Raw genomic sequence first — 24,390 nt, forward strand, 5'->3', positions numbered from 1 at the left:
ATGAAACGTTATTCAGGTTGTTCCCGATGTTCCCGACAGGTCAGGGGCTTCACTTTGTTAGAAGTGTTGATGGCCATGACTATTCTGGCCATCGCCGGTATCACGGTGCTCAGAACCAGCAGTGAAAGCCTGGATAACAGCCAGTACCTGAAGAACAAAACCATGGCTCGCTGGGTAGCCGACAATGAACTGGTCGATCTCTACCTGAAGGATCAATGGCCATCCCAGACCTGGAAAAAAGAAACCCGTGAGCTGGCTGATCAAACCTGGCATGTTCGATACCGAAGTGTGCGTACGGCGGATGACAATTTTCGGGCCATCCAGGTCGAAGTCCGACTCGACCGTGATGAGAAGAAAGCCGCTCTGGCCAGTCTGCAAACTTACACGGTGAAGCGGTCTTGAAGTCATTGAATGTCATGCAACACTCGACCCAACGCGGTTTTACATTGCTCGAAATGTTGGTGGCCCTGACCATTTTTGCACTGGTCAGTATGAGTGCCTGGCAGATTCTGCAGGGGATTATGGGTGCTCGGGATGTTGCCAGCGATCACCAGAGTCGTATTCGGGAAATTGACTACGCCATGATGGTCATGGAGCAGGACTTTCGGCAAATGATTGATCGGGGTGTGCGGGTCGATGGTGAACTGACGGATCAGAGTCTGTTTGCCGGTAGAGACATGCTGGAATCCGATGACGAGGCGGCGGCCTTTATTCGTCTGGGCTGGCGCAATCCGCAACAGAAACTCCCCCGCTCCGAGTTGCAGAAAGTCAGCTATCGGCTCAAAGCCGGAGTGCTCGAACGTCAGCACTTTTATGTGCTGGACCCGGAGGAGAATGCAGAACCTGTGGTCAGGGATCTGTTAACCGATGTCCGCTCACTTAAATTTCAGTACTTTATTAATGGCCAATGGCTAGAAATGCTCGGCAATACCCTGCCCCAAGGTATGAAGATTACGTTTGAGCTGAATGATCTGGGGGTCATCGAGCGGCGCTACGTGCTTTCCGGGAACTGGGAAGTTCAGGAGCAAGATTCATGACGAGCCTGATTTCAGATAAAAAGAATACAACGTCTTTTCAGCGTCGTCAGTCGGGTGTCGCATTGCTAATTGTTATGTTCGTATTGACGTTGATGGTGCTGATAGCGGCAGAGATGACTTTTGGATTTTCCCTGCAAATGCGCCGGACAGCCTCCCTGCAACAAATGGAACAGGCACGCTGGTATGCATTGTCTGGCGAAGAACTGGCAGTCAAAGTACTTCAGGACGGGTTTGATGAAAGCGAAGAAACCGTGAATCTTGGTCAAACCTGGGCCACGGGGGAAGTGACTTTTCCGATGGATGGCGGAACAATCAGGGGCGAAATTTTCGACGCTCAGGCCTGTTTAAACCTGAATGCTTTGCAGGCTCCGGATAAAGAAGGGCAGACCTCGGTTGAAGTCAAAGTGTTTCAATCCCTGATGGAAGCTTTGGGAATTGAGTCCTATCAGGCCGAGATCATTGCACAATCAACCAGAGACTGGGTAGATAATGACAACACCCAGGGGTCAGGCATGGGCGCGGAAGACAGTTATTACCAGTCTCTGCCAGTGCCCTATCTGGCCAGTAATACCAGTATGAGATCGGTTTCGGAGTTGAGAGCGGTAAAAGGCGTCAATGCCAGAATAATGAGAAGGGTCAAACCTTTTGTCTGTGCATTGCCGGCCACTGAAATGAAGATCAATATCAATACCCTGTCGCCGGACCATGCGCCGGTGCTCAGCGCCCTGTATTGGGGTGAGCTTCCCTTAGAGCAGGCAAAAGAGGTATTGGAACAGAGGCCGGAGAATGGCTGGAGGAGTGTCGATGAATTTATTCAACAACCCTCTCTCTCCAACTTCAGTGCCGAAAACACCCATGAATTGATGTCGGTGGACAGTCAGTATTTTGCAATGACTGCAACCGCTTCTTATGCGGACACCAAAGTCCGAATAAAGAGCCTGTTGCGGCGGGAAGAAGAGAATAAGTTCAGCGTCATTCGCCGAGAGTTTGGAGGGCTTGAGTGAGCCAGTATCTTATCATCAGGCTGCCCGGAGATCCCGGCCAGCCCGTTCACTGGCAATGCTATCCAGTAGAGCAGGAGCCAGTGATTCAGGTAACCGAAGGGGAAAACGCTACCTCTGGTATTCTGCCGTCTGTTGAAGACCTGGGAACACTGATGGAGTCATTCCCGGATACCAAAACCATTGCCCTGGTTCCCACGGAGCTGGTCAGTGTTCACTGCCTTCAGGTTGAAGGCAGACTAAGCAAGGCGGTATTAAAGTCACTGCCTTTTCGTCTGGAAGATGATCTGGCTGAGGATGTGGATGATCTTCATATTTCGGTTATTGCCAGAGAAGGAGCTCAGGTTTATCTGTCAGTGGTCGCTCATTCGAAAATGGCTTTCTGGTACGAAGCACTGAATCAGTCCGGCCTTAAAGTCAAAACCCTGATTCCTGAAGCCCTGGCTCTGCCCTGGACCGAGGGAGAGTGCTCGGCGCTGGCCATGGATGGACGCTGGATACTCCGGGATGGCCGCTGGCATTGGGCTGCCTGTGATCCATCCTGGCTGAGCTTCTGTCTGGCAGAGGACGACTCAGAAGAAACGCCCCTGAAAGTGAACTGTTTCAGCGAACTACCAGAGGACAGGCCGGGTGAATGGCGTCAGGAAGCTTCGGGCTCTGCTCTGGAAGTATTGGCAGCGGGTGCGGTGAGCGCCACCTCACAGAAAAACAGTGCCAACCTCTTGCAGGGCGTCTGGCAGGTAGAGTCATCCGTCATCAAAAGCCTGAAACCCTGGGGGCTGGCTGCCGGACTTCTGGCTTTTACCGTCATTCTGTTTATGGCTCAGGCGGTAGTGAAGTCGGTACAGTTGGAACAACAGGCTGAACAGCTTAATGCACAGGCGCATAAGATCTACAGTGACATGTTCCCCGGTGAGCGGATTGTGCGTCTGCAGTCGCAGATGCGGCAGAAGCTTATGGCCTTGAAAAGTAGCAACAGCGATGACTCGGGTCTGCTGAAACTGCTCGATCAGACTGCCCCGCTGTTTAAACAGTATCCGCAACTCAAGCCGGTTACATTGTCGTACAACCAGTCTCAGCAATCACTTCGGGTGGAAGCCACTGCGAAGGATTTTGATACTTTTACGGCATTTCGGGAAGAGTCGGGTGAGCAACTGGTGATCACGGTTGAAACACTGGAGAAGCGTGGTGATATTGCCAATGGTACGCTGATCATCAAGGGGAGTGATTCATGAATAACATTGTGGAAAGCTTCAATGAGGGCTGGCAACAGGCTCAAAGCTACTGGCGTGGTCTGAGTCGACGCGAGCAGCAACTCTGTACGGTAGCAGGAGCGTTTATTATTGTCTGGAGCATTTGGCAGGGTATTTTAAACCCTTTGTCAGAACGTCAGTTAGCTGCCGAGCGAAAGCTGGTGGCCAGTCAGAAGTTACTGGCTTCTGTTGAGAAACAGGCCAACGAGATCGTCATTCTGCGTCAGGGTCGGCCTGACAAGAGCCGCTATCTGGTCTTACCTCTGGACCAGTTGGTGAACAGAACTGCAAAAGATTTTGATCTGCGCATCACCGGGGTTCGAACCGTTCGAGATTCATTGCAGGTCGATCTTGATACAGTGGGCTTTGATCGTTTATTGGCATGGTTGGTCAATCTTCAACAGCAGGGTGGGGTTGAGATCAGGGAGCTGGAGGTAGAAGCCGCCGAAAAGCCCGGTCATGTGATCGTTAAGGCTCTGAGAATGGAAAGAGCCTTCAGCGCAGAGACAGCCTTCAGCGAGAGTTAAGACATATGAAGAAAATCATTTCTTTGGCTGCACTGGCCGTTGTTTCTTACTCAGTTTTTTTGCTGGCAGGGTTGCCAGCCGCTTTTGTCTGGCGTCATGCACCCAACATGTCGGGGATTGAGCTGGAAGGTCTGTCAGGTTCAGTCTGGTCGGGTTCAGCGCAGGAATTAACCATCAATGGTATCGAGCTTCAGGAAGTCAGTTGGGATTTCCAGCCTTCTGCACTGCTCACCGGAAAGGTCAGCGTGGACCTCGAGGTCGGTGATAACTTGTCTGCTGTTGTGGGTCAGGCGACAGTGACCCACAGTCCTCAGGGTGTAATGGTTGAAGACCTTGAAGCAGACGCCTCGGCAGGCTGGCTACAGCAGCTTGCAGCCATGCCAGTTCCGGCAACAGCCAAAGGTAATATCAATCTGGTGGTAGACTCCCTGGTTTATGAAGAAGGTCGGTGTGTCGAGCTGGATGGTCGTATGGAATGGGAAAGAGGGCGAATCAGCAGTCCTCTGGGTAACGTGAAACTGGGTAAAGCAGATGCTGATCTCACCTGTAAGGGAAATACTCTGGAAGGTAAAATTAGCCAGTCATCCGAGTTTCTGACAACAGATGCCGTTTTCAGCTTTAATCTCAACGGCAGTTATTCATTGAACGGGAAAGTGTCTGAAGGTGAAGCTCTGCCAGAAACCATGAAAGATGGAATGAAGTTTCTGGGAAGGCCGGATTCTCAGGGGCGCTTCCCTTTAACATTCAGAGGGGGCATCCAGGGGGTATTCTTATCCAACCGACCGAACAGATCAAAACATCAGTAACTTGCTAGTATGCCCCACCGTTGATCAGGAGATTCACACAGTCGGTATTGCCCATCTCGATTGCTATGGACAGTGGGGTGGCGCCGTCCGAAGTCCTGGCGGCATTGAGATCCGTCTCGGCGTTGATCAGGAGTCTCACGGAGTCAGTATTGCCTTTCGCAGTGGCGACAAACAGCGGGGTGGCGCCATCCGAAGTCCGGGGGAGGTTCAGATCCGCCCCGGCGTTGATGAGGATTTCCACGCAGTCGGTATTGCCTTTCGCGGCAGCAACATACAGCGGGGTGGCGCCAGTCTCAGTCCGGGCGTTAAGATCAGCACCGGCGTTGATCAGGAGTTGCACGCATTCGGTGTTATTTTCCCGGGCAGCGACGAATAGCGGGGTGGCGCCATTCAGCAGGGCAGCGTTGAGATCTGCCCCGGCGTTGATCAGGAGTTTTACGCAGTCGGTATTGCCTTTCGCAGCAGCAATTAACAGCGGGGTGGTGCAATCCTCAATTTGCGCATTGATATCTGCCTTGGCTTCGATCAGGATTTTCAGGCTGTCGTTGTTGTTTTGCTGAGCAGCCATGAACAGCGGGGTGGCGCCAGTCTCAGCCCGGGCGTTAAGATCAGCACCGGCGTTGATCAGGAGTTTCATGCAGTCGTTATTGCCTTTCGCGGCAGCAACATACAATGGGGTGGCGCCATTCAGCAGGGCAGCGTTGAGATCTGCCCCGGCGTTGATCAGGAGTTGCACGCATTCGGTGTTATTTTCCTGGGCAGCGACTAATAGCGGGGTGGCGCCATTCAGCAGGGCAGCGTTGAGATCCGCCCCGGCGTTGATCAGGAGTTTTACGCAGTCGGTATTGCCTTTCGCAGCAGCAACGAACAGCGGGGTGGTGCAATCCTCAGTTTGCGCATTGATATCTGCCTTGGCTTCGATCAGGATTTTCAGGCTGTCGTTGTTGTTTTGCTGAGCAGCCATGAACAGCGGGGTGGCGCCATCCGAATTCCTTGCGTTGAGAGCCGCCCCTGCGTTGATCAGGAGTTTCACGGAGTCGGTATTGCCTTTCGCAGCAGCCATGAACAGTGCGGTGGCACCATCCGAACGGGCAGCGTCAAGCTTCGCCCCAGCGTTGATCAGGCGTTCCACGACATCAGTGCGCACGCTGATGGATGCCAACATCAAGGCGGTGAAATCAGCAGTCATAACGGCATTGACATTGACTCCTTCTGCCAGTGTCCTCTCCACCTGATCCAGATGCCCGTTTAAACAGGCATCAAAAAACGTTTGATCGGGGAAAAATGTATCCGGGTGAGATTCACTGGTGTTCTGATTCACCACAGGCATCGGGTTTTGCCGACACATCGCGCACTGGCGTGAGCCGATGGGCTGATCAGCAAAACACTTTGAAACACAGTCCAGATCGAAGCGGTGACCACAACATTGGGTTTTGACGACCACAGGCGCTTCACTGCGGCCTTGGAAGGGAGCCAAACAAATAGGACAGTGATCGGCCTTCAGTGTCCATGGGGAGAGGCTGGCGAACAGTGCCAAACATAAGTAGAGCATCTGTGTTGGTCAATAAGCCGTGTGGGTTAGATACAGAAAAGCATATTAGTTCATTTAAACGGCTATCAAAGTTCGCTGTGGCCAAACGATCACCTGTTTCAAAAACTCAGAAGATGGGAACAGCCGAGAGCCCTGTTTACTGGACAGCATGAAACTTTTCTTTTGTTTCCTTCACTGCCATTGTTCCCATCTCTGCCTCAGCGTTGATGAGGAGTTTCACGCAGTCGGTATTGCCCTTCTTGGTTGCGATGGACAGCGGAGTGGCGCCAGTCTTGGTGCGGGCGTTGATATCCGCCTCGGCGTTGATCAGGAGTTTCACGCAGTCGGTATTGCCCTTCAGGGCTGCGGTGAACAGCGGAGTGGCGCCATTCGGCAGGGCAGCGTTGAGATCTGCCCCGGCTTCGATCAGGATTATCAGGCAGTCGGTATTGCCTTTCTGGGCTGCGATGAACGTTGGGCTGGCACCACCCTTAATCCGGGTGTTGAGATCTGCCCCGGCGTTGATCAGAAGTTGCACGCATTCGATGTTATTTTCCTGGGCAGCGACGAATAGCGGGGTGGCACCATTCAGCAGGGCAGCGTTGAGATCCGCCCCGGCGTTGATCAGGAGTTTCACGCAGTTAGTATTGCCTTTCGCAGCAGCAACGAACAGCGGGGTGGCGCCATCCTCAATTTGCGCATTGATATCTGCCTTGGCTTCGATCAGGATTTTCAGGCTGTCGATGTTATCTTGCTGAGCAGCCATGAATAGCGGGGTGGCGCCATCCGAATTCCCTGCGTTGAGAGCCGCCCCGGCGTTGATCAGGAGTTCCACGCAGTCGGTATTGCCTTTCGCAGCAGCAACGAACAGCGGGGTGGTGCCACTCTTAGCCCTGGCGGGGCTGAGTTCCGCCCCGGCCTTGATCAGGAGTTTCACGCAGCCAGTATTGCCTCTCGCAGCAGCAACATACAGCGGGGTGGCGCTAGTCTTAGTCCGGGCGTTGAGATCCGCCCCGGCATTGATCAGGAGTTCCACGCAGTCGGTATTGCCCTTCTCAGCAGCAACGTACAGCGGAGTGACGCCATCCAAAGTCCGGGCGTTGAGATCCGCCCCGGCGTTGATCAGGAGTTTCACGCAGTCGGTATAGCCCTTCAGGGCAGCGATGAACAACGGAGTGGCGCCATCCGAAGTCCGGCAGATGTTGAGATCCGCCCCGGCTTCGATCAGGATTATCAGGCAGTCGGCATTACCGTACACAGCAGCCATGAACAGTGCGGTGGCACCATTTGAGCGGGCAGCGTCAAGGTTCGCCCCAGCGTTGATCAGGCGTTCGACGACATCCGTGTGCCCTCTGCTGGATGCCAACATCAAGGCTGTGGAATCAGCAGTCATAACGGCATTGACATTGACTCCTTCTGCCAGTGTCCTCTCCACCTGATCCAGATCCCCGTTTAAACAGGCAAAATAAAACGTATGATCGGGGAAAAATGTATCTGGGTGAGATTCAGTGGTGTTCTGATTCACCATAGGCATCGGGTCTTGTCGACACATCGCGCACCGGCGTGAGCCCATGGGCTGTTTAACAAAAGACTGCGAAATACATTCCAGATCGAAGCGGTAGCCACAACATTGGGCTTTGACGACCACAGGCACTTCACTTCGGCCATGGAAGGGAGCCAAACAAATAGGACAGTGATCTGCCTTTAGTGTCAAAGGTGAGAGGGTAGCGAACAATGCCGCAAATAAGTGGAACATCTGTGTTGGTCAATAAGCCGTGTGGGTTAGATACAGAAAAGCATATTAGTTTATTTAAACGGCTATCAAAGTTCACTGTGGCGAAACAATCACCTGTTTCAAAAACTCTGAAGATGGGAAGTCTGAAAGCCATGTTCACTGAACAACACAACACTTTTTTTGTTCCCTTCTTTAACCTCTGTTCACTACCTCGCCCCAACGTTGATCAGGCGTTTGACGACGTCTATGTGAGCCTCGATGGATGCCAACATCATACTTCATGCATCAAATGTGTGATCAAGAGCCGTATGACGGGAGACTGTCAGGTATGGTTCCGTAAGAAGCCTGGAGATGAAATTTCCCCTTGCTTACTCGACTCAACCAGCGGCTTGAGCGGCTTCTGTTTTGATTGTTTGACGTTTTAACCCACGATCAAGTCATTCAACGGTAAGCAGACAAAGTCGTTGTTTGAAGGTGGATCGTATTCGCAATAACAAAGAATGGCGCGTCTGCTTTAAATGGCATCTAACCAACTGCGCCCTATACACCCTGGTGAAATCCTCAGGGAAGATTACCTTAATCCTCTGGGTATGAGTGCCAACGCACTCGCTATAGCGCTGAGAATACCAGCCTCGAGGATTAATGATATTGTTTTGGAAAGACGCGCAATAACGCCTGATACTGCCCTGAGGCTGGCAAGATACTTTGGTGGCGACGCACAGAGCTGGCTTAACCTGCAAACGGCCCATGACCTCAAAGTCACCGCAGCTGAACCGGGCAATAGTCTTGAAGCTATTGAGCCGAGAGTTGCCTGACATGACGTAGGAAGGAATACCTCTAAACCTGCCCTAATCTTCTGGTAGCCAGTCTTCCTCGATAATCTGATCGTATGTCCAGGGACACTCTGCCGGAAAGCTGCCATCATCAAGCTGCTGATGCTTCTGGACGTAGCGGTTCATTTGTTTTATGGCCAGACGTTTGGCGTGGGGGTAGACACTGGACAGTGCTTCATCGGTCAAACGTTGCAGGGATGGATTTTTACGAATAAGTATCCATATATCACTTCTGGCCCGATCAATGCTGCCGAACCATTCCCGACAGTTGTAGGGCTTCGGCAATACGGGATTAATTACCTGAGTTTGGTAACGGTATTTCAGCAAGTGCAGAAGCAGGGTTTTCAGGTGTGATTCAAGGGTACTGGATATATCGCCCATTTGCAGAGTCATTGCCTCCAGTAGATTAGGGATGTCCAGATCGTCAAATTGCCTGTTTTTAAGCAGTTCCCGTTGCTGGCTGATCCAACTGTGGTAATCAGTTGTATATTGGTTTTCCATCGTCAACTCTGCACCAGTCAATCCATAATCATCCAATGTAGACCAGAAACCGGAGGTAATGCAAAGCCACTCCGTCAGATGCCATTGACAGAGGCAGGAAGTTGGTTTTTTGATCGTAGGAAAGGTTACCTGAACCTGCGTAAAGCATCGCCCAATCGGGCGGTGATATAAGCAACAAGCCCGTGTAGGGCTTGCAGAACCGGAAGCTTTAATTATTTACAGGCGCTTATCGTTTCTGTAATATTCCTGCCATGAAAACTAAACGCGCCTACAAAGAACGATTCTACCCAACGCCGGAACAGGAAATACTTCTTGCCCAGTCGTTTGGTTGCGCCCGTTTTGTCTATAACAACACCCTCCGTTTTCGCACTGATGCCTACTACAAAGACGGGCAATCTATCTCCCATTCCGAGGCAGAAAAGCGGCTTGTGTCGCTCAAGACAGAGTTCCCATTTCTGGCAGATGTATCCAGTGTCATCCTGCAACAAACACTCAGGGATCAGCAGGAAGCCTTCAAGAACTTTTGGGCTGGCAGGGCGAAATACCCTAAGTTCAAAAAAAGACATTCAAGACAAAGTATGCGGCTGACAAAGGCTGCTTTCAGCGTTAAAAACGGTCACCTGTTTATAGCCAAAAGCAAAGAGCCTCTGAACATCCGCTGGAGCAGAGAACTGTCTTCTGAGCCTTCCAGTGTCACTATCAGCAAAGATCGGGCAGGCCGGTACTTTGTTTCTATGTTGTGCGAATTTGAAGCTAAAGCAATGCCTATTAGAAATAAGACAGTGGGCATTGATTTAGGTTTGAATGATCTGTTCATCACTTCAGACGGTGAAAAATCCGGTAATCCAAGGCACACCAAACGCTACGAGCGAAAGCTCGCCTACCTTCAGCGTCAGTTGTCGAAAAAGCAGAAAGGCAGCAGCAACAGAGCTAAAGCAAAGCTCAAGGTTGCTCGTATCCATGCAAAAATTGCCGATTGCCGGATGGATGCTACTCACAAGGCATCCCGCGAATTTATAGACGAGAACCAAGTTGTTTGCGTAGAGTCTCTGAACGTGAAGGGTATGATTCAAAATCCAAAGCTGGCCAAGCACATAGCCGATGCAAACTGGGGAGAATTTGTCCGACAGTTGCAATACAAGGCGGAGTGGGCAGAAAGAAAGGTTGTTCAGATTGACCGGTTCTTTCCAAGCTCCAAGCGTTGCTCCGGCTGTGGGTTTGTCCATGAAAGCTTGCCGTTGTCTATTCGTGAATGGGAGTGTCCAGAGTGCCGCACTCATCACGACCGGGACATTAACGCAGCAAAGAATATCAAAACCGCCGGGCTGGCGGAGTTAGCCTGTGGAGCGACTGGAACGGGGATGGCTGCGAAAGCAACCATCTAGGGAAGGCGTGACGAAGCAGGAAGGTTCTTGGAGCGATCTAAGAACCCTCGCCCGATAGGGCGGGGAGTGTCAGCATTGTATTCATCGCGCATTGTGTGATGAATATAGCCGAGCATAATTGCGCTCAGTTCAGAGCAACGGTTCTGAGTATGTTCTGTCGTATCAGCCATTCAAACTGACTGTTTTTTTTCTTCCCGTTAATGGAAGCTCCGTGAATAAAATCTTCATAAAAATTCTATTGTTTGTTCTGGTTCTGGCCGGAGCCACTGTCCTGTACCTGAAGTTTAAACCGGTTGAAAAACCGGTCACTCCGGCACCGGAGCTGACTCAACTGTTGGAAAGAGCTCAGCTTCAGGCGGAAGAACTGACCATGCCAAAGGCAGAACCCATTAATCTGGCAGACTGGCAGCTGCTGATGCAGCAGGTGGCTGACCAGAGCGGTTTACAGATTGGTGTCAGAGAGGGCAATGCCCAGCAGGCTGAAATCTATATCAGGGAGGGATCGGTAGCGTCCTTTGTGAACGGGTTTGCGGATATGTATGCCAGAGGGCTCAGAGTTCAGAGCATACGATTGCTGGAAACCGGTGAGCCAGCGCAGGTTAAGGCTGAAACAGTGAAGCTGTTGGTGAGCCCTTAGGAATAATGGCAATACCTCCCACGACTTTTCTCAGGCTAATGTTCTGACTCTTGGCCGAAGGCTAATGCCGTCTATCCGACCACGGCATAATGTTTGTCCAGAGTACTGTATCCCAGCCCTGTCTCTTTCCTCACTTCAATACGTGTGGGAATCCTTTCTTTCAACGATTCAATATGCGAGATGACCCCTACCATCTTTCCTGAAGCGTTCAGGTTATCCAGGGCATCCAGCGCTATTTCCAGTGTCTCCTGGTCCAGTGTGCCGAAGCCCTCGTCCAGAAACAGGGAATCAATGCTGGTTTTGTGACTGACCAGATCGGACAAGGCCAGTGCCAGTGCCAGACTGACCAGAAAGCTCTCTCCTCCCGAAAGAGTTTTGATGTCCCGGGCGGTATCCCCCTGCCAGGTATCAATGACTTCGATGCTGAGGGCTTCGACCGCTTTTCTATGCAGCTGGTAACGACCATGCAGCCTTTGTAACTGCTGGTTGGCCAGATAAATCAGATGATCGAGTGTCAGTCCCTGGGCAAATTTACGAAACTTGTCGCCTTTTGCCGAGCCGATCAGACTATTGAGATGTTCCCATACCGCAAACTGCTCTCTCTGTTTGCTGATTTCATCTACCCAGTCAGACAACTGCTGACGCTTTTTCTGGTCTTCGGTGAGCGCCTGTCGAATTTCACCCAGTCGTTGATTGTTGAGGCTCAGTTCTGCTGTCTGTTGTTTCAGGCAGGTCAGGATTTCTTCAGCGGCTTGTTTAGTCAGGGCCTCTTTCAATAGTTTTTCCAGAGAGGTTTCTGCCAGTTTGAAACGTTCGGTACTGCTGGCAATGGCTCTGTCCAGAGTGCTTTTCAATGCTTCCAGTTCGCTACGTTGTTCAGGAGCAAGCAGAGCCTGCTGAAACTGTTCGCTGGAATCAAAGGGGCTGTCTTCCAGAGTGGTCTGCCAGTGTGCTTCTTTTTGCTCCAGTTCGGACTGGTGAGTTTTCTGGTCATTGAGATGTTGCCCGATAGAGCCGGACAGCTCGCTCTCAGCGCGCATTGTCGTTTGCAACTGCGTTTCTGCGTTTTTAAGGTTTTGTTCGGCGGTGACTATGGCCTGCTCGATCCTGCTGCGTTCCTCTGTCACCTTCAGTTCTCCAAACAACGTGAACCGCACGTCTTTGCGATCAGCCTGCTCTCTGTCGATCTGATCCAGTTGCCGGTTTAATTGATCGGCCTGCTGTCGGGACTGAAGCAGATTCTGCTCAAGCATTTGCATCTCATGATTGAGCGTTTGCAATGCCTGCTGTTGTTCAAGACTCTGCTGATGGCATGTTTGCCAGCGATCTTTCAACGCTTTCTGGCTCATAAGCCAAGTGTCCTGCGTTTCCAGTGCCGGAAGCGCCGTTGCCATTGACTGATTGAGGGCTGCTTCCAGCTGGCCCAGTTCCTGTTCGTGTCGGGATAGCTGCTGCCTTAGTGTTTCGATCTGTTCTGACGCTTGACTCAGCTGTTGATGCAAAAGAGCCAGTTGCGACTGTTTCTGATCAAGCTGCTGCTGTTCCCGGGTAGCCACCTTCTCGGCACTTTGCAGTTGCTGGTTGATTGCGTCCAACTGCTTGACCTGTTCATTAATGGCTATCAGCTGCTCTCTGGTGCTGTCCAGCCAGCTATGAACCGATTCAGAGTCAGAGATATTGAGTTGAATCTGCAGTGACTGACAAAGCTGCTGCCATTCTGTCTGCGTCGATGCCTGTCGGTCCTGTAATTCGAGAATGCGTTTTTCTGAAGTGTTGCACAGCGTTTTCAGTTCTGTTTCCAGCTGCTTTTTCCGGGTTCCCTGTTGTTCCAGTTCTGTCACAAGCCGCTTCTTTTCTTCCTGCCGATGTTGAGTGGAGTCGACGTCTACCTGTTGATAACGCTGCACAGCAGGGTGTGCTGTTGAGCCACAGAGTGGGCAGGGGTCGCCTTCTTTCAGGTGATGACGATGTTCACTGAGACTGGCAATTTTTTGCTCTTGAAGTAGCAGGGTTTCCAGATCTTTCAGATGCTGAGCTTCTTTTCTGTAAAGGTCCCTTTGTTGAGTCAATTCTGTCTGAACAGTGGTGAGTTGCCGTTTGTTTTCGTCCAATGTCGTTTTTTCTGCACGCAGGCTGACCTGGCTTTCCAGATGTTGCTTAAGCAGAGTTTTCAACTGCTGGCATAAGGGTACTTTCTCCATCAGGGCGTGTTGTTGTTGCCTGAGTAAAGGCTCTTCCTGACCCTGAAGCCAGTGTTGACGCTGAGCCTGCTTTTGCTCAAGCAGGTCACGGGACTGGGCTAATTGTTCCTGACTGACTTTTTGCTGTTCCAGCAACTGCTCGTGCCGGGTGCTGTCCTGCTTATTCCGGGTATGGTGTTCTTGCAGCCTGTGTTTAAGCTGATTAATCTGCTCTATCAGAGACTTTCTCTGATCAAACTGCGAATGCCAGAGAGGCAGCTTCTCTGCCAGTTTCTCATGATGAGTATGTTGAGCCAGATATTCAGAAGCCTGTTTCAGAGAATGCTGAAGCTCTTGTCGACTCTGTTGCAGTGTTGAGTGCTTTTCTTGCTGGCTCTGAAGCGCTTTACCGAGTTCTTTCTGTGCTTCATACAGCTCGGCCTGACTGCGTTGGGCCTCGGCTATTTTAAGATCCAGAGGAATGATCTGATCTGCGATCAGTTGCTCGGTTTCCACTTTTTGTTGTTTGACCTGTCTGAGGTTTTCCTGCGCACTTTTGCTGGCCTGTTCTTTTTCTGTCAGGGTTTGCTTGAGTGTTTGCTCTTTCTCCAGCAATTCATCCACCTGTTTCTGACGCTGAGCTGCCGCTGCCTTCAGAGTCGATAACTGATCATAGACAGGCTTTATTTCCAGGGCAGGAATCGATTCGTCCAGCTTTTTCAGCGTTTCACGGTTGGCTTCCTGCTGTTCCAGATTTTGCTGGAGTAACTGCCGGGATGTTTGCTTTTCTTGCTCAAGCTCTGCTTTCTTTTCCAGCCAGATATGTTGTTTGTTCAGTTCATCCGTCTGGCTCTGTATCCTGCGGTTGGATTCCGTCAGGTCGGTCTGTTCTTCAGTGAGCTTTTCCAGAACACTGACGTCCAGTAGTTCAACGCCTTCGGTTCTGGCCTGAAGCAGGTTGAGTGTTTCCTGTTCTGCCCGTGCCCGCTCAAACACCCGGCGGGAAATTTCTCCGTAGATATCCGTGCCTGTCAGCTCTTCCAGAAGCTCGGCCCGGTCATTGGCGCTGGCCTGAAGAAAAGCAGCAAATCCCCCCTGGGCCAGCATCATGGACTTGGTGAAACGACCAAAATCAAGGCCGGTAATGTTACTGACGATCTTTAGTTTGTCCTGGATGCGGCTGGTAATGATGGTGCCATCCAGTTTCGCCAACTCTACCTGTGGGCTTTGTAATTTACCGTCTGCCTTGCCTCTGGCCCGCCGCTGGGACCAGAAAGAACGATAACCCTGTCCCTGAACTTCAAACTCCACTTCCGCCAGTGATTCTGACGTATGACGTGTCATCAATTCGTTATCGCTGGCAGAAACTGTGCTAAGTCGGGGAGTCTGGTGATAAAGAGCCAGGCAGATGGCATCCAGTAGCGTGGTTTTTCCCGCACCTGTAGGACCGGTGATGGCAAAAAGACCGTTGTTGCGGAAGTTGTCTTCCGTGAAATCAATTTTCCACTCACCTTTGAGCGAGTTGATGTTTTTCAAACGTAAACTGAGGATTTTCAAGCTATCAATTCCTTCTCGTCCTCAAATTCAGAGGTTTTGCTGTCATCATCCGTTTCATCCAGAGTGGCAAGGATTTCATTAAACGCCCGGTTGAGACTGGCTGTGCGTTGTTCATCAAGATCTTCGTCGTTCAGTCGCCGGGCAAACACTTCAGCGACATCAAGTTCGTCGAGTGTTTCTTTGCATTCGCTATGTAAAGCCGTGCTGTTGATTTCACGCTTTCGACGGACTCTTAAGACTTCCAGATTTCTGCCCTCCAGCATGATCTGAATAGGCTTTTGCAGATCGGTGAGGTAGTCGTCAGTGCTGACTTCCAATTCCAGCCAGGTGGTGAGTGGAGAGTCGTCATTGATCTTCTCCAGCGACTGTTGAATGGTCTTCAGGCTGCCTTTCAGGCTTTTCAGGGAACGAAAGGTGGGCACTGCCAGTTCATTGATTTCTGGCGCAGTGCCAGGCTCAAGGTCAACCAGCACCACCTGTTTAGGGCAGGACGTTTCATCAAAGCTGAGCGGAATAGGGGAGCCTGAGTAACGGATATGTGCCTGATCCGAAACCTTCTGGGCGCGGTGCAGGTGCCCCAGGGCTATGTAGTCTGCCGGAGGGAAGGCACTGGCCGGAAAAGCCGACAGGGTGCCAATATAAATATCCCGCACCGACTCAGACATTTGTCCACCGACCGTGGTCAGGTGTCCTGTAGCCACGGTTGGCAGGTTTTTGTCAGAGGCCAATTCAAATACTTTTTGGTAGTGCCTGGCAATTGCGTTCTGCAGAGCCTGTTGTTTATCGGTGTCACTGTCACCAGCCTGACTTTCCAGAACATCTCTGGGTCGGATAAACGGTATAGCGCATACCACTGCCCCGGGTTCTCCCTGGTGGTTCTTCAAAACTACTATCTGGTCATCCGGGTTATCTGTAACGCCACCCACCACGTAGGTATTCAGGCAGGCCAACAAATCTCTGGACTCATTCAGGGTTGAGACCGAGTCATGGTTGCCACCGACAATAATCAGCTGCTGACAGCAAGTTTTCTGCAGGTCGACAATGAAACGGTTGTAGAGTGTTCTGGCATAGCTGGGCGGCGTTCCGGTATCAAAAATATCACCGGCAATGATGATGGCATCCACAGAATTCTCTTCAACGGTTGTCAGCAGCCAGCAAATAAATGCCTGATGTTCAGGCTCACGGCTCTTGCCTGTAAAGTGCTGGCCAAGGTGCCAGTCAGACGTGTGGAGAATGCGCATGTATTGAAGACTAACCAGAAAGAGAGGTGGACTGTAAAGAATATACTTTTTGAGTCAGGACTGTCAGTTTTATTAAAGAGGCCGCTGGTGGGTTCGGAAAGTAAAGTATCCAGCTGCTCGAACTGTTTCAGAGAAATTCGTATCTTTTGCACGAAACATTGATCTGTGAGATAGGCCGTTATCTGTAGAAATGATAGTGTAACCGCTTACATCATGCCGAAAACAGGGTGACAAATGTCCATCGTCCGGCTAAACAGAATTCAGAAGGTCCACAACCGGAAGATTAAACCATGCGCTTAATTCCTCTATCCGCAAAATCCGACGTGGGCAAATGGGCCGCCAGGCACATTGTCAGACGGATCAACAAGTTCAAGCCAACGGCAGACAGACCCTTTGTTCTGGGGCTGCCCACAGGCAGTACGCCTCTGGCTACCTACAAGAACCTGATTGAGATGAACCATGCCGACGAGGTGAGCTTTGAGCATGTAGTGACTTTCAATATGGACGAATACGTGGGCATTCCCGCCGATCATCCGGAATCCTACCGTACCTTCATGTTTAAGAATTTCTTTGAACATATTGATATCCGACACGAAAACATCAATCTGCTCAATGGAAATCCGAAAGACCTGGAAGCCGAATGCCAGCGTTATGAAGACAAGATCAAATCCTGTGGCGGCATTGATCTGTTTATGGGTGGAGTTGGTCACGATGGCCATATTGCCTTTAACGAGCCAGGCTCTTCCCTGTCTTCACGTACCCGTATCAAGACCCTGACTGACAAGACCCGTCAGGCCAATTCCCGTTTCTTCGAAAACGATATCAATCAGGTACCCAATCTGGCTCTGACCATTGGTGTAGGCACACTGATGGATGCCCGTGAAGTCATGATTCTGGTCACTGGTGCGGATAAGGCTTATGCCCTCCATGCTGCGGTAGAAGGCTCTGTGAACCATTTGTGGACCATTTCTGCCATGCAGATGCACCCGAAAGCCATGATCGTCTGTGATGAAGATGCCACCATGGAACTGCGAGTCAAGACCCTGAAATACTTTGCCGAGCTGGAAGCTGAAAATATTCGCGGCCTCTGATTTTCGGGCGGGTTCTGTGCCAGTGCAGCGGATTAACAGACTCACTGGATCAGGGCAGAAATGCCGGTATTTGGAAAGTCATTCAGGACGGCCATTTCCAGAATTGATTCTCTTGATCTGTAATGGTGGGGTGGCTTAACAAAATATTTTTTACGGTAAAAAAAGCAGTTATAGAAATGAGTATCTATAATTGAGCGGTGGTCTAATCCGGAAATATCATAAAGTGTCTAGCTTCTCATTCTACCGCTTTGCAAGTGATACATTTTGTTGTTAGACGAAAGTGGGCTGGCAAGAAGTAGGCATGTGACGTTCGTTTATTTTTGTACAGTTCAATAAACGATGGCGCCAGTATCATTGATGCGAAATTGATTCTGGTGAAAGCGACTTAATGATATTTCAGGGTTATCACATCAGAAGAGGCTTTTTTTAATCATGAAAGTTTTACTGGTTGTACCCGTTAGTATACTTCTTTCCGGTTTTGCGTCTGCGGCAGATGTGGTTTTCAGAGATGAAACGGTGGGGCTCGGTTACGGTTTCAGTGCCAAAGCTGATGGCTTTGCGTACAGTGGACTGACACACTTCAGGAAGGTGAATGGCTTGTCGGTCAAACTGGATTTTGTCGAAAAGTCTGGTGTTTACATTCCCGTCAATACCAATATCGGTTTCCAGAATGTAAATGATGATGCTCATCCCACTGATGCCAGGTATCCTCAGGGTAGTGTCGGTTGGTCCTTAGACAGTTCCGATGTGTATAAACCTACTTACACTTTTAGTGTGTTTGCAGGAGGTAGATTTTATTATCCTGATGAACAGCCATACCAGGTTACACTGTCTGTAGATGGTAAAGAATACGGTCCTGTGAAAACAGACAGTCAAAGTAACTGGTCACCCACTTATTTTCATAACGTGCCCTTCGCGGAGAGTAGCAGACTGACTATAGTTCTGTCCCCGCTGCCTTTAATCCAGCTATCTGAAGGTGCAGTACCTGAAGGTGCAGTACCTGAAGGTGCAGTACCTGAAGGTGCAGTACCCGAAGGTTCAGTAGCTGAAGGTGCAGTACCTGAAGGTGCAGTACCCGAAGGCGCAGTACCCGAAGGTGCAGTACCCGAAGGTGCAGTACCCGGAGCTTCAGTACCCGAAGGCTCAGTAGCTGAAGGTTCATTACCTGAAGGTTCAGTACCCGAAGCCTCAATACCCGAAGCCTCAATACCCGAAGCCTCAATACCCGAAGCTTCACCTGAAGCCGTGGTTTCTGAAGCCTCAGCCTCTGAAGCCCCGGTGCCTGAAGCATCAACGCCTGATATCTCATTATCTGAAGCTCCAGTGCAAGGGAGGCAATATGATGAGCATTAAGTGTTGCGGGTCATAATTTCAGGCAGGGTCCCTGTTCTGTCGACATCTGTTTGTTTCTACCCGGATAGAAGAATAGCTTTCTATCCGGGGGGGCAGATCAGAACTGCTTAAGAATACCTTCGACGGTACTGTGGGCATCTCCGAAAAGCATACGAGAATTGTCTTTAAAGAACAGGGGATTCTGGACACCTGCATAGCCTGTAGCCATAGAGCGTTTGAATACCACGACTCTTTCTGCTTCCCAGACACGAAGTACAGGCATGCCTGCAATCGGGCTGCCCGGATCTTCAGACGCCGCCGGGTTTACAGTGTCGTTGGCACCAATCACCAGGACAACATCCGTTTCGGTAAAGTCGTCGTTAATCTCATCCATCTCTTCAACGATATCGTAAGGCACTTTTGCCTCGGCCAGCAAAACGTTCATATGACCTGGCAGACGACCAGCCACCGGATGAATACCAAAGCGTACCTTAATATTCTGGGCCAGCAACTTATTGACCAGTTCTCTCAGGGGGTGCTGAGCCTGGGCGACAGCCATTCCGTATCCGGGAGTGATGATCACGCTGGAAGCGCTTTTGAGCATTTCAGCGACTTCTTCTACATTGACCTCGGTGTATTCACCCTGTTCCTCACCTTCCGCTACAGTACCAGCTTCGGTGCCAAAACCACCGAGAATTACCGATATAAAGGATCTGTTCATGGCTGAACACATCAGGTAGGAGAGAATTGCGCCTGAAGAGCCCACCATGGCACCTGTTATAATCAGCAGGTTGTTGCCCAGCATAAAACCAGTAGCAGCAGCGGCCAGGCCGGAGTATGCATTGAGCATGGAAACCACAACCGGCATGTCAGCACCACCGATGCCCATAACCAGAGTGATACCAAAAATAAAGGCCAGACCTGTCATGATGATCAAAGCCAGAATGCTGTCCTGCTGTACGTAGATAATCCCCATCACAATGGCCAGAACAATCAAAGCCAGGTTGGTCCAGTGGCCACCAGGCAGTGATACGGGACGGCTGTTGATGTTTCCATTCAGTTTCAGGCAGGCAACAACCGAACCACTGAAAGTGATTGCACCGATGATGATGCCAATGAATATTTCAATGCTGTGAATCAGTTGATCAGTAGACGACACCAGCTCGGAAGCCGCCTTGACCAGTGATTCTGAAGATTCAATCGCACTTGAAAAGCCGATCAACACCGCTGCCAGCCCGCCAAAACCATTCAGGATGGCGACCAGCTGGGGCATTTCGGTCATTTCCACTTTCCTGGCCAGGAAGAGGCCTGTGGCTGTTCCGACAATCATCATAATGGTGACAAAGGTAAAGCCTTCGAGGTGTGCATAACCCAGTGTGGCCAGAACGGCGATGACCATACCGACCATGCCATAGAGACTGCCGCTCTTGGCAGACTCCTGACGGCTCAGGCCTGCCAGACTCATGACAAACAGCAGCGCTGCTATCAGGTAGGCGGACGATAATAATCCTTGTGACATTCCTGTTTACTCCCGCTGCGATTAATTATCTCTGATGAACATCTTGAGCATCCGCTGGGTCACAGCGAAACCACCGACAATATTAATCATGGCCACTAACAGGGCGATGCCCGACATAGCCAGAATAATATTGTTGTCACTCCCCATTTGCATCAGGGCACCGATCACAATAATGCCGCTGATGGCGTTGGTCACACTCATCAGAGGTGTGTGCAGGGCAGAAGTAACATTCCAGATGACGTAGTAGCCGATAATGGACGACAGAACGAATACAGTGAAGTGTTCCAGAAAGCTTGCCGGAGCTGAATGGGCAACCCATCCGAAGATGGCGGCACCTGCGGCGATCAGGGCAGGTTTCAGCCAGGGACTTGAAGGCTTCTCTTTCTTGACTTCATCAACCTTTGGCGTCGGTTTAGCTACCGGAGCTGCACTGACTTTAACAGGCGGTGGAGGCCAGGTAATGTTGCCCTCTTTCACGACAGTGAGACCACGGACTACTTCGTCCTCAAAGTCGATGACCAGGTTGCCGTCTTTCTCAGGTGTCATCAGTTTCAGCATATTCACCAGGTTGGTGCCGTATAACTGCGATGACTGGGTTGGCAGTCGGCTGGGCAGGTCGGTGTAGCCGATGACGGTAACACCATGCTTGACCACAACCTTGTCTTTTTCTGTGCATTCACAGTTGCCACCGGTCTGGGCAGCCAGATCGACGATAACACTGCCTGGTTTCATGGCTTTAACCATGTCTTCCAGAATCAGCTTGGGTGCCGGTCGACCGGGAATCAGGGCGGTGGTGATAATGATGTCGACCTCTTTGGCCTGTTCCATGAACAGGGCCATCTCGGCATCAATAAAGGCCTGGCTCATTTCCTTGGCATAGCCGTCGGAAGAGTCTTGCTCTTCCTCGTAATCCAGCTCAAGGAATTCAGCGCCCATGCTTTCTACCTGTTCCTTAACTTCAGGACGAGTGTCGAAAGCCCGAACAATAGCACCCATGCTGCCAGCCGCACCCAGGGCAGCGAGACCTGCAACACCGGCACCAATGACCATGACCTTGGCAGGTGGTATTTTGCCAGCAGCGGTAATCTGACCATTAAAAAAGCGGCCAAAGTGATGGGAAGCCTCAACAACAGCCCGGTAACCGCCAATATTAGCCATGGAGCTCAGTGCATCCAGTGACTGGGAGCGGGACAGACGGGGTACACTGTCCAAAGCCAGCACGTTGATGTTGCGCTGGCTGAGTTTGTTCATAAGCTCTTCATTCTGGCCGGGCCAGATAAAGCTGGCGAGGGTAGCGCCGTCTTTTAATAGAGCTATTTCGTCGTCTGTTGGTGCGTTCACTTTCAGAACGATATCGGAACCCCAGACTTCTGAGCGTTCTGCGATTTGAGCGCCAGCTTCTCTAAAAGCCGCATCATCAAAGCTGGCTTTGATACCAGCTCCACTCTCAACGATGACGTCATAACCGAGCTTTTGCAGCTTGCCTATTGTATCAGGCGTAGCGGCTACCCGGTTTTCGTTTTCCTGAATCTCTCCAGGGATCCCTATCCGCATATCGGTCACCTAGTGTAGCTATAAAAATGTTCTGGCAGACGTGGGCTGCCGATCAGTAGTTGTGCCTTCACCGTCGTTTTTCATCGTACCCGTACTGAGCACGACAATGGATCAAAGCTGTCTGTCTATACGGGAGTCGACGCTTGTCAGAACACTGTGTTTCTTCTGACCCTTCTTTCATAACCTGGGCCTCTGTGATCCGGCTCAATCCGGACTTCATCCATGAGAGGTACTCGGGCATGAGTACTGATCACGTATAGTATGTGATTTTAAGTTAAAAGGGTAATTAACTATATAGGTGGTATGTTTTGTGTGTGGAAATCTTTCGGGTTTTCGGTTTTTACGTGCAGTCATGTTCGAGTCTCTGTGGGTGTGTGGAGGTTGTTATGGATAATTTTGAAATGAGAATTTTTGATAATTTATTCGTAAATAGTGAATAAATTTTCTTGTTAAAAGGGGTGTCGTACGTAATAGTTTGGTAGGTTGTGTTAAGGTTTGATCCCAGTGTCCGGCGTCTACGGACACCGTCCGGGGTGAGCTGATCCTAAGTCTACTCAATGAATCAGGGCTTTGCTCAGTCAAAATAAATCAGGGCAGCGAGAAGCTGCCCTGAATGGTTGCGTGATATTTCACGCGGGGGAGGCGAACTATTTAGCCTGACTGTTCAGCTTAGCCGAACTGGTTCATGGTATTGTCTTCACCGGCCGCTTTCAGTGCAGCATCACCAGAGAAGTATTCTTTGTGATCATCACCCATGTCTGAGCCAGCCATATTTTGGTGTTTAACACAGGCAATACCCTGACGGATTTCTTTGCGCTGAACGTTTGCAACATATCCCAGCATGCCCTGATCACCAAAGTACTCTTTAGCCAGGTTGTCGGTGGACAGCGCGGCAGTGTGGTAAGTTGGCAGAGTGATCAGGTGGTGGAAGATGCCTGCTTCACGGGCAGCGTCTGCCTGGAAGGTACGGATCTTCTCATCAGCCGCCTGGGCCAGTTCTGTTGCGTCGTACTCTGCACTCATCAGTTGAGCACGGTCGTAAGCAGAAACGTCTTTACCTTCTTCGCTCCAGGCATCGAATACCTGCTGGCGGAAATTCAGAGTCCAGTTGAAGGACGGTGAATTGTTGTAAACCAGCTTAGCGTTCGGGCAGGTTTCACGAATCTTGTTAACCATCTCGGCGATCTGGCCAACGTGAGGTTTTTCGGTCTCAATCCACAGCAGGTCAGCGCCGTTCTGCAGAGAAGTGATGCAGTCCAGAACGACACGGTCAACACCGGTACCCTGACGGAATTGGAACAGGTTGCTGGGCAGACGCTTGGGACGAACCAGCTTGCCGTTACGGTTAATGATCACATCACCGTTTTTCATGTTTTCTGGAGTGACTTCTTCAACATCCAGGAAGCTGTTGTACTGGTCACCCAGATCACCAGGCTGGTTAGTTACTGCCAGCTGCTTGGTCAGGCCAGCACCCAGGGAGTCGGTTCGGGCAACGATCACCCCGTCGTCTACACCCAGTTCCAGGAACGCGTAGCGAACAGCGCGAATCTTGGCCAGGAAATCTTCGTGAGGAACGGTTACCTTGCCGTCCTGGTGACCACACTGCTTCTCGTCGGAAACCTGGTTTTCGATCTGGATACAGCAGGCGCCGGCTTCAATCATTTTCTTAGCCAGCAGGTAAGTGGCTTCTTCGTTACCGAAACCAGCGTCGATGTCGGCAATGATGGGCACAACGTGTGTCTGGTGATTATCGATCTGGCTCTGGAGATCTGCTTCTTTAGCGGTATCGCCAGCCTTGCGAGCAGAGTCGAGTTCGCGGAACAGACCGCCCAGTTCACGGGCATCAGCCTGGCGCAGGAAGGTGTAGAGTTCTTCAATCAGGCCAGCTACTGACGTTTTCTCGTGCATGGACTGGTCTGGCAGAGGACCAAACTCGGAGCGCAGTGCAGCAACCATCCAGCCAGACAGGTAAAGGTAGCGACGGTCAGTGTTGTTGAAATGTTTCTTGATAGAAATCATCTTCTGCTGACCAATGAATCCATGCCAGCAGCCCAGGGACTGGGTGTACTTTGCAGTGTCTGCGTCGTAAGCCGCCATGTCTTCGCGCATGATTTTGGCGGTATAGCGGGCAATATCCAGACCGGTTTTGAAACGGTTCTGCGCTTTCATGCGAGCAGCGTATTCGGGATTGATCGCTTCCCAGGAAGAGCCCTGAGTAGCTTTCAGTGAAGCAATTGCGTCAATATCATTCAGGTAGTTTGACATAATCAGTCCTTCCGTTTTCACGACGTTATCAGCGTGTTTTGATGATCGGCGTTTTTAGTCAGAGACATGCCGATCCGGTGACTGCATTCTGTGATTTGTGAACATTTGTGACAATCCTGTTGTTTTTATCTTTGCTATTTATTTTGTGAATAGTGGTGTTTTTTTATACGGCATCAGAGAAGTGTTGACACTGAATAGCATTATTTTTCTGTTTAATTATTACAATAAAAACAGGTGCTTATGTTTTTTTCTTTGGAAAGATGGCGGAATATGCGACCATGGAATTGTATACATTGTGTGTTTGATTATCTTGCAAGGGTTTCTTGATAAAATTCCTTTTTCTGGTTTCGTTTGTGATTTTTTGATAATTGATATTTCAGGCGGGGGGATACTCCTTGAGCAGAT

General features: G+C 50.5%; 19 protein-coding genes. 11 read left to right on the forward strand and 8 right to left on the reverse strand.

Annotated features, from left to right (window positions below):
* The 6 genes from gspI to ACOMHB_RS24555 are packed head-to-tail and all read left to right on the forward strand — an operon-like array spanning nt 1 to nt 4,624.
* Entirely contained in the window at nt 1-402 is a 402-nt protein-coding gene (gene gspI, locus ACOMHB_RS24530) for a type II secretion system minor pseudopilin GspI (RefSeq protein ID WP_422135886.1), read from the forward strand.
* On the forward strand, nt 399-1,037 hold the full coding sequence (gspJ, locus tag ACOMHB_RS24535) for a type II secretion system minor pseudopilin GspJ (protein WP_448218711.1): 639 nt from the start codon (nt 399-401) through the stop codon (nt 1,035-1,037). Before gspI ends, gspJ begins: the two co-directional genes overlap by 4 nt.
* Nucleotides 1,034-2,041, forward strand: coding sequence for a type II secretion system minor pseudopilin GspK (gene gspK / locus ACOMHB_RS24540; protein ID WP_448218712.1), 1,008 nt, complete (start codon nt 1,034-1,036; stop codon nt 2,039-2,041). Before gspJ ends, gspK begins: the two co-directional genes overlap by 4 nt.
* Nucleotides 2,038-3,273 (forward strand): type II secretion system protein GspL, encoded by a 1,236-nt coding sequence (gspL, locus tag ACOMHB_RS24545; protein WP_448218713.1) that lies wholly within the window; start codon nt 2,038-2,040, stop codon nt 3,271-3,273. Before gspK ends, gspL begins: the two co-directional genes overlap by 4 nt.
* Nucleotides 3,270-3,818 (forward strand): type II secretion system protein M, encoded by a 549-nt coding sequence (gene gspM, locus ACOMHB_RS24550; RefSeq protein ID WP_448218714.1) that lies wholly within the window; start codon nt 3,270-3,272, stop codon nt 3,816-3,818. The genes gspL and gspM overlap by 4 nt, the downstream gene beginning before the upstream one ends.
* 5 nt (nt 3,819-3,823) lie before the next feature.
* Nucleotides 3,824-4,624, forward strand: coding sequence for a type II secretion system protein N (locus ACOMHB_RS24555; RefSeq protein ID WP_448218715.1), 801 nt, complete (start codon nt 3,824-3,826; stop codon nt 4,622-4,624).
* Nucleotides 4,625-4,628: 4 nt separating this feature from the next.
* Here the strand turns inward: ACOMHB_RS24555 and ACOMHB_RS24560 are convergent, their stop codons facing one another.
* Nucleotides 4,629-6,176 carry an ankyrin repeat domain-containing protein gene (locus ACOMHB_RS24560; RefSeq protein WP_448218716.1) on the reverse strand — a complete coding sequence of 516 codons (1,548 nt, stop codon included), beginning with the start codon at nt 6,174-6,176 and terminating at the stop codon, nt 4,629-4,631.
* A 136-nt stretch (nt 6,177-6,312) separates the two neighbouring features.
* Nucleotides 6,313-7,911 (reverse strand): ankyrin repeat domain-containing protein, encoded by a 1,599-nt coding sequence (locus tag ACOMHB_RS24565; RefSeq protein ID WP_448218717.1) that lies wholly within the window; start codon nt 7,909-7,911, stop codon nt 6,313-6,315.
* A 497-nt stretch (nt 7,912-8,408) separates the two neighbouring features.
* On the opposite strand from ACOMHB_RS24565, the gene ACOMHB_RS24570 reads away from it, so the two are divergent.
* On the forward strand, nt 8,409-8,705 hold the full coding sequence (locus ACOMHB_RS24570; RefSeq protein WP_448218718.1) for a HigA family addiction module antitoxin: 297 nt from the start codon (nt 8,409-8,411) through the stop codon (nt 8,703-8,705).
* Nucleotides 8,706-8,738: 33 nt separating this feature from the next.
* Here ACOMHB_RS24570 and ACOMHB_RS24575 read toward each other — a convergent pair whose 3' ends face one another.
* Nucleotides 8,739-9,224: a DUF29 domain-containing protein gene (locus ACOMHB_RS24575; RefSeq protein WP_448218719.1), complete on the reverse strand. Its 486-nt coding sequence runs from the start codon at nt 9,222-9,224 to the stop codon at nt 8,739-8,741.
* 251 nt (nt 9,225-9,475) lie between these two features.
* Between ACOMHB_RS24575 and ACOMHB_RS24580 the strand changes: the two genes are divergently transcribed.
* Both ACOMHB_RS24580 and ACOMHB_RS24585 read left to right on the forward strand, forming a co-directional pair.
* Nucleotides 9,476-10,609 (forward strand): RNA-guided endonuclease InsQ/TnpB family protein, encoded by a 1,134-nt coding sequence (locus tag ACOMHB_RS24580; RefSeq protein ID WP_448218720.1) that lies wholly within the window; start codon nt 9,476-9,478, stop codon nt 10,607-10,609.
* A gap of 211 nt (nt 10,610-10,820) precedes the next feature.
* The gene (locus ACOMHB_RS24585) at nt 10,821-11,246 is read left to right on the forward strand and encodes a hypothetical protein (protein WP_448218721.1); all 426 of its coding nucleotides are present in this window, start codon (nt 10,821-10,823) and stop codon (nt 11,244-11,246) included.
* 71 nt (nt 11,247-11,317) lie between these two features.
* Here the strand turns inward: ACOMHB_RS24585 and ACOMHB_RS24590 are convergent, their stop codons facing one another.
* Together ACOMHB_RS24590 and sbcD are read right to left on the reverse strand one after the other, a co-directional pair.
* The gene (locus ACOMHB_RS24590) at nt 11,318-14,983 is read right to left on the reverse strand and encodes an SbcC/MukB-like Walker B domain-containing protein (protein WP_448218722.1); all 3,666 of its coding nucleotides are present in this window, start codon (nt 14,981-14,983) and stop codon (nt 11,318-11,320) included.
* Entirely contained in the window at nt 14,980-16,224 is a 1,245-nt protein-coding gene (sbcD, locus tag ACOMHB_RS24595; protein WP_448218723.1) for an exonuclease subunit SbcD, read from the reverse strand. The genes ACOMHB_RS24590 and sbcD overlap by 4 nt, the downstream gene beginning before the upstream one ends.
* 290 nt (nt 16,225-16,514) lie before the next feature.
* Here sbcD and nagB point away from each other — a divergent pair, with 290 nt between their 5' ends.
* Nucleotides 16,515-17,315 carry a glucosamine-6-phosphate deaminase gene (gene nagB / locus ACOMHB_RS24600; protein ID WP_422135875.1) on the forward strand — a complete coding sequence of 267 codons (801 nt, stop codon included), beginning with the start codon at nt 16,515-16,517 and terminating at the stop codon, nt 17,313-17,315.
* A gap of 432 nt (nt 17,316-17,747) precedes the next feature.
* A complete protein-coding gene (locus ACOMHB_RS24605; RefSeq protein ID WP_448218724.1) occupies nt 17,748-18,668 on the forward strand; it encodes a hypothetical protein in 921 nt (306 codons plus the stop codon).
* A 97-nt stretch (nt 18,669-18,765) separates the two neighbouring features.
* On the opposite strand, the gene pntB is transcribed toward ACOMHB_RS24605, so the two are convergent.
* The 3 genes from pntB to ACOMHB_RS24620 form a co-directional block, all read right to left on the reverse strand.
* Nucleotides 18,766-20,166 (reverse strand): Re/Si-specific NAD(P)(+) transhydrogenase subunit beta, encoded by a 1,401-nt coding sequence (gene pntB, locus ACOMHB_RS24610; protein WP_448218725.1) that lies wholly within the window; start codon nt 20,164-20,166, stop codon nt 18,766-18,768.
* Between the two features lie 21 nt (nt 20,167-20,187).
* Nucleotides 20,188-21,720, reverse strand: a complete 1,533-nt coding sequence (locus tag ACOMHB_RS24615) for a Re/Si-specific NAD(P)(+) transhydrogenase subunit alpha (protein WP_422135872.1) — start codon at nt 21,718-21,720, stop codon at nt 20,188-20,190.
* A gap of 669 nt (nt 21,721-22,389) precedes the next feature.
* Nucleotides 22,390-23,985, reverse strand: a complete 1,596-nt coding sequence (locus ACOMHB_RS24620) for an isocitrate lyase (protein ID WP_422135871.1) — start codon at nt 23,983-23,985, stop codon at nt 22,390-22,392.
* Nucleotides 23,986-24,390 lie beyond the last annotated feature (405 nt).

It is taken from the genome of Endozoicomonas sp. 2B-B, assembly GCF_053470045.1.

Coding starts and splice junctions, on each gene's coding strand:
- gspI (WP_422135886.1), top strand. CDS start 1: ATGAAACGTTATTCAGGTTGTTCCCGATGTTCCCGACAGGTCAGGGGC.
- gspK (WP_448218712.1), top strand. CDS start 1,034: ATGACGAGCCTGATTTCAGATAAAAAGAATACAACGTCTTTTCAGCGT.
- gspM (WP_448218714.1), top strand. CDS start 3,270: ATGAATAACATTGTGGAAAGCTTCAATGAGGGCTGGCAACAGGCTCAA.
- ACOMHB_RS24555 (WP_448218715.1), top strand. CDS start 3,824: ATGAAGAAAATCATTTCTTTGGCTGCACTGGCCGTTGTTTCTTACTCA.
- ACOMHB_RS24560 (WP_448218716.1), bottom strand. CDS start 6,176: ATGCTCTACTTATGTTTGGCACTGTTCGCCAGCCTCTCCCCATGGACA.
- ACOMHB_RS24565 (WP_448218717.1), bottom strand. CDS start 7,911: ATGTTCCACTTATTTGCGGCATTGTTCGCTACCCTCTCACCTTTGACA.
- ACOMHB_RS24570 (WP_448218718.1), top strand. CDS start 8,409: ATGGCATCTAACCAACTGCGCCCTATACACCCTGGTGAAATCCTCAGG.
- ACOMHB_RS24575 (WP_448218719.1), bottom strand. CDS start 9,224: ATGGAAAACCAATATACAACTGATTACCACAGTTGGATCAGCCAGCAA.
- ACOMHB_RS24580 (WP_448218720.1), top strand. CDS start 9,476: ATGAAAACTAAACGCGCCTACAAAGAACGATTCTACCCAACGCCGGAA.
- sbcD (WP_448218723.1), bottom strand. CDS start 16,224: ATGCGCATTCTCCACACGTCTGACTGGCACCTTGGCCAGCACTTTACA.
- nagB (WP_422135875.1), top strand. CDS start 16,515: ATGCGCTTAATTCCTCTATCCGCAAAATCCGACGTGGGCAAATGGGCC.
- ACOMHB_RS24605 (WP_448218724.1), top strand. CDS start 17,748: ATGAAAGTTTTACTGGTTGTACCCGTTAGTATACTTCTTTCCGGTTTT.
- pntB (WP_448218725.1), bottom strand. CDS start 20,166: ATGTCACAAGGATTATTATCGTCCGCCTACCTGATAGCAGCGCTGCTG.
- ACOMHB_RS24615 (WP_422135872.1), bottom strand. CDS start 21,720: ATGCGGATAGGGATCCCTGGAGAGATTCAGGAAAACGAAAACCGGGTA.
- ACOMHB_RS24620 (WP_422135871.1), bottom strand. CDS start 23,985: ATGTCAAACTACCTGAATGATATTGACGCAATTGCTTCACTGAAAGCT.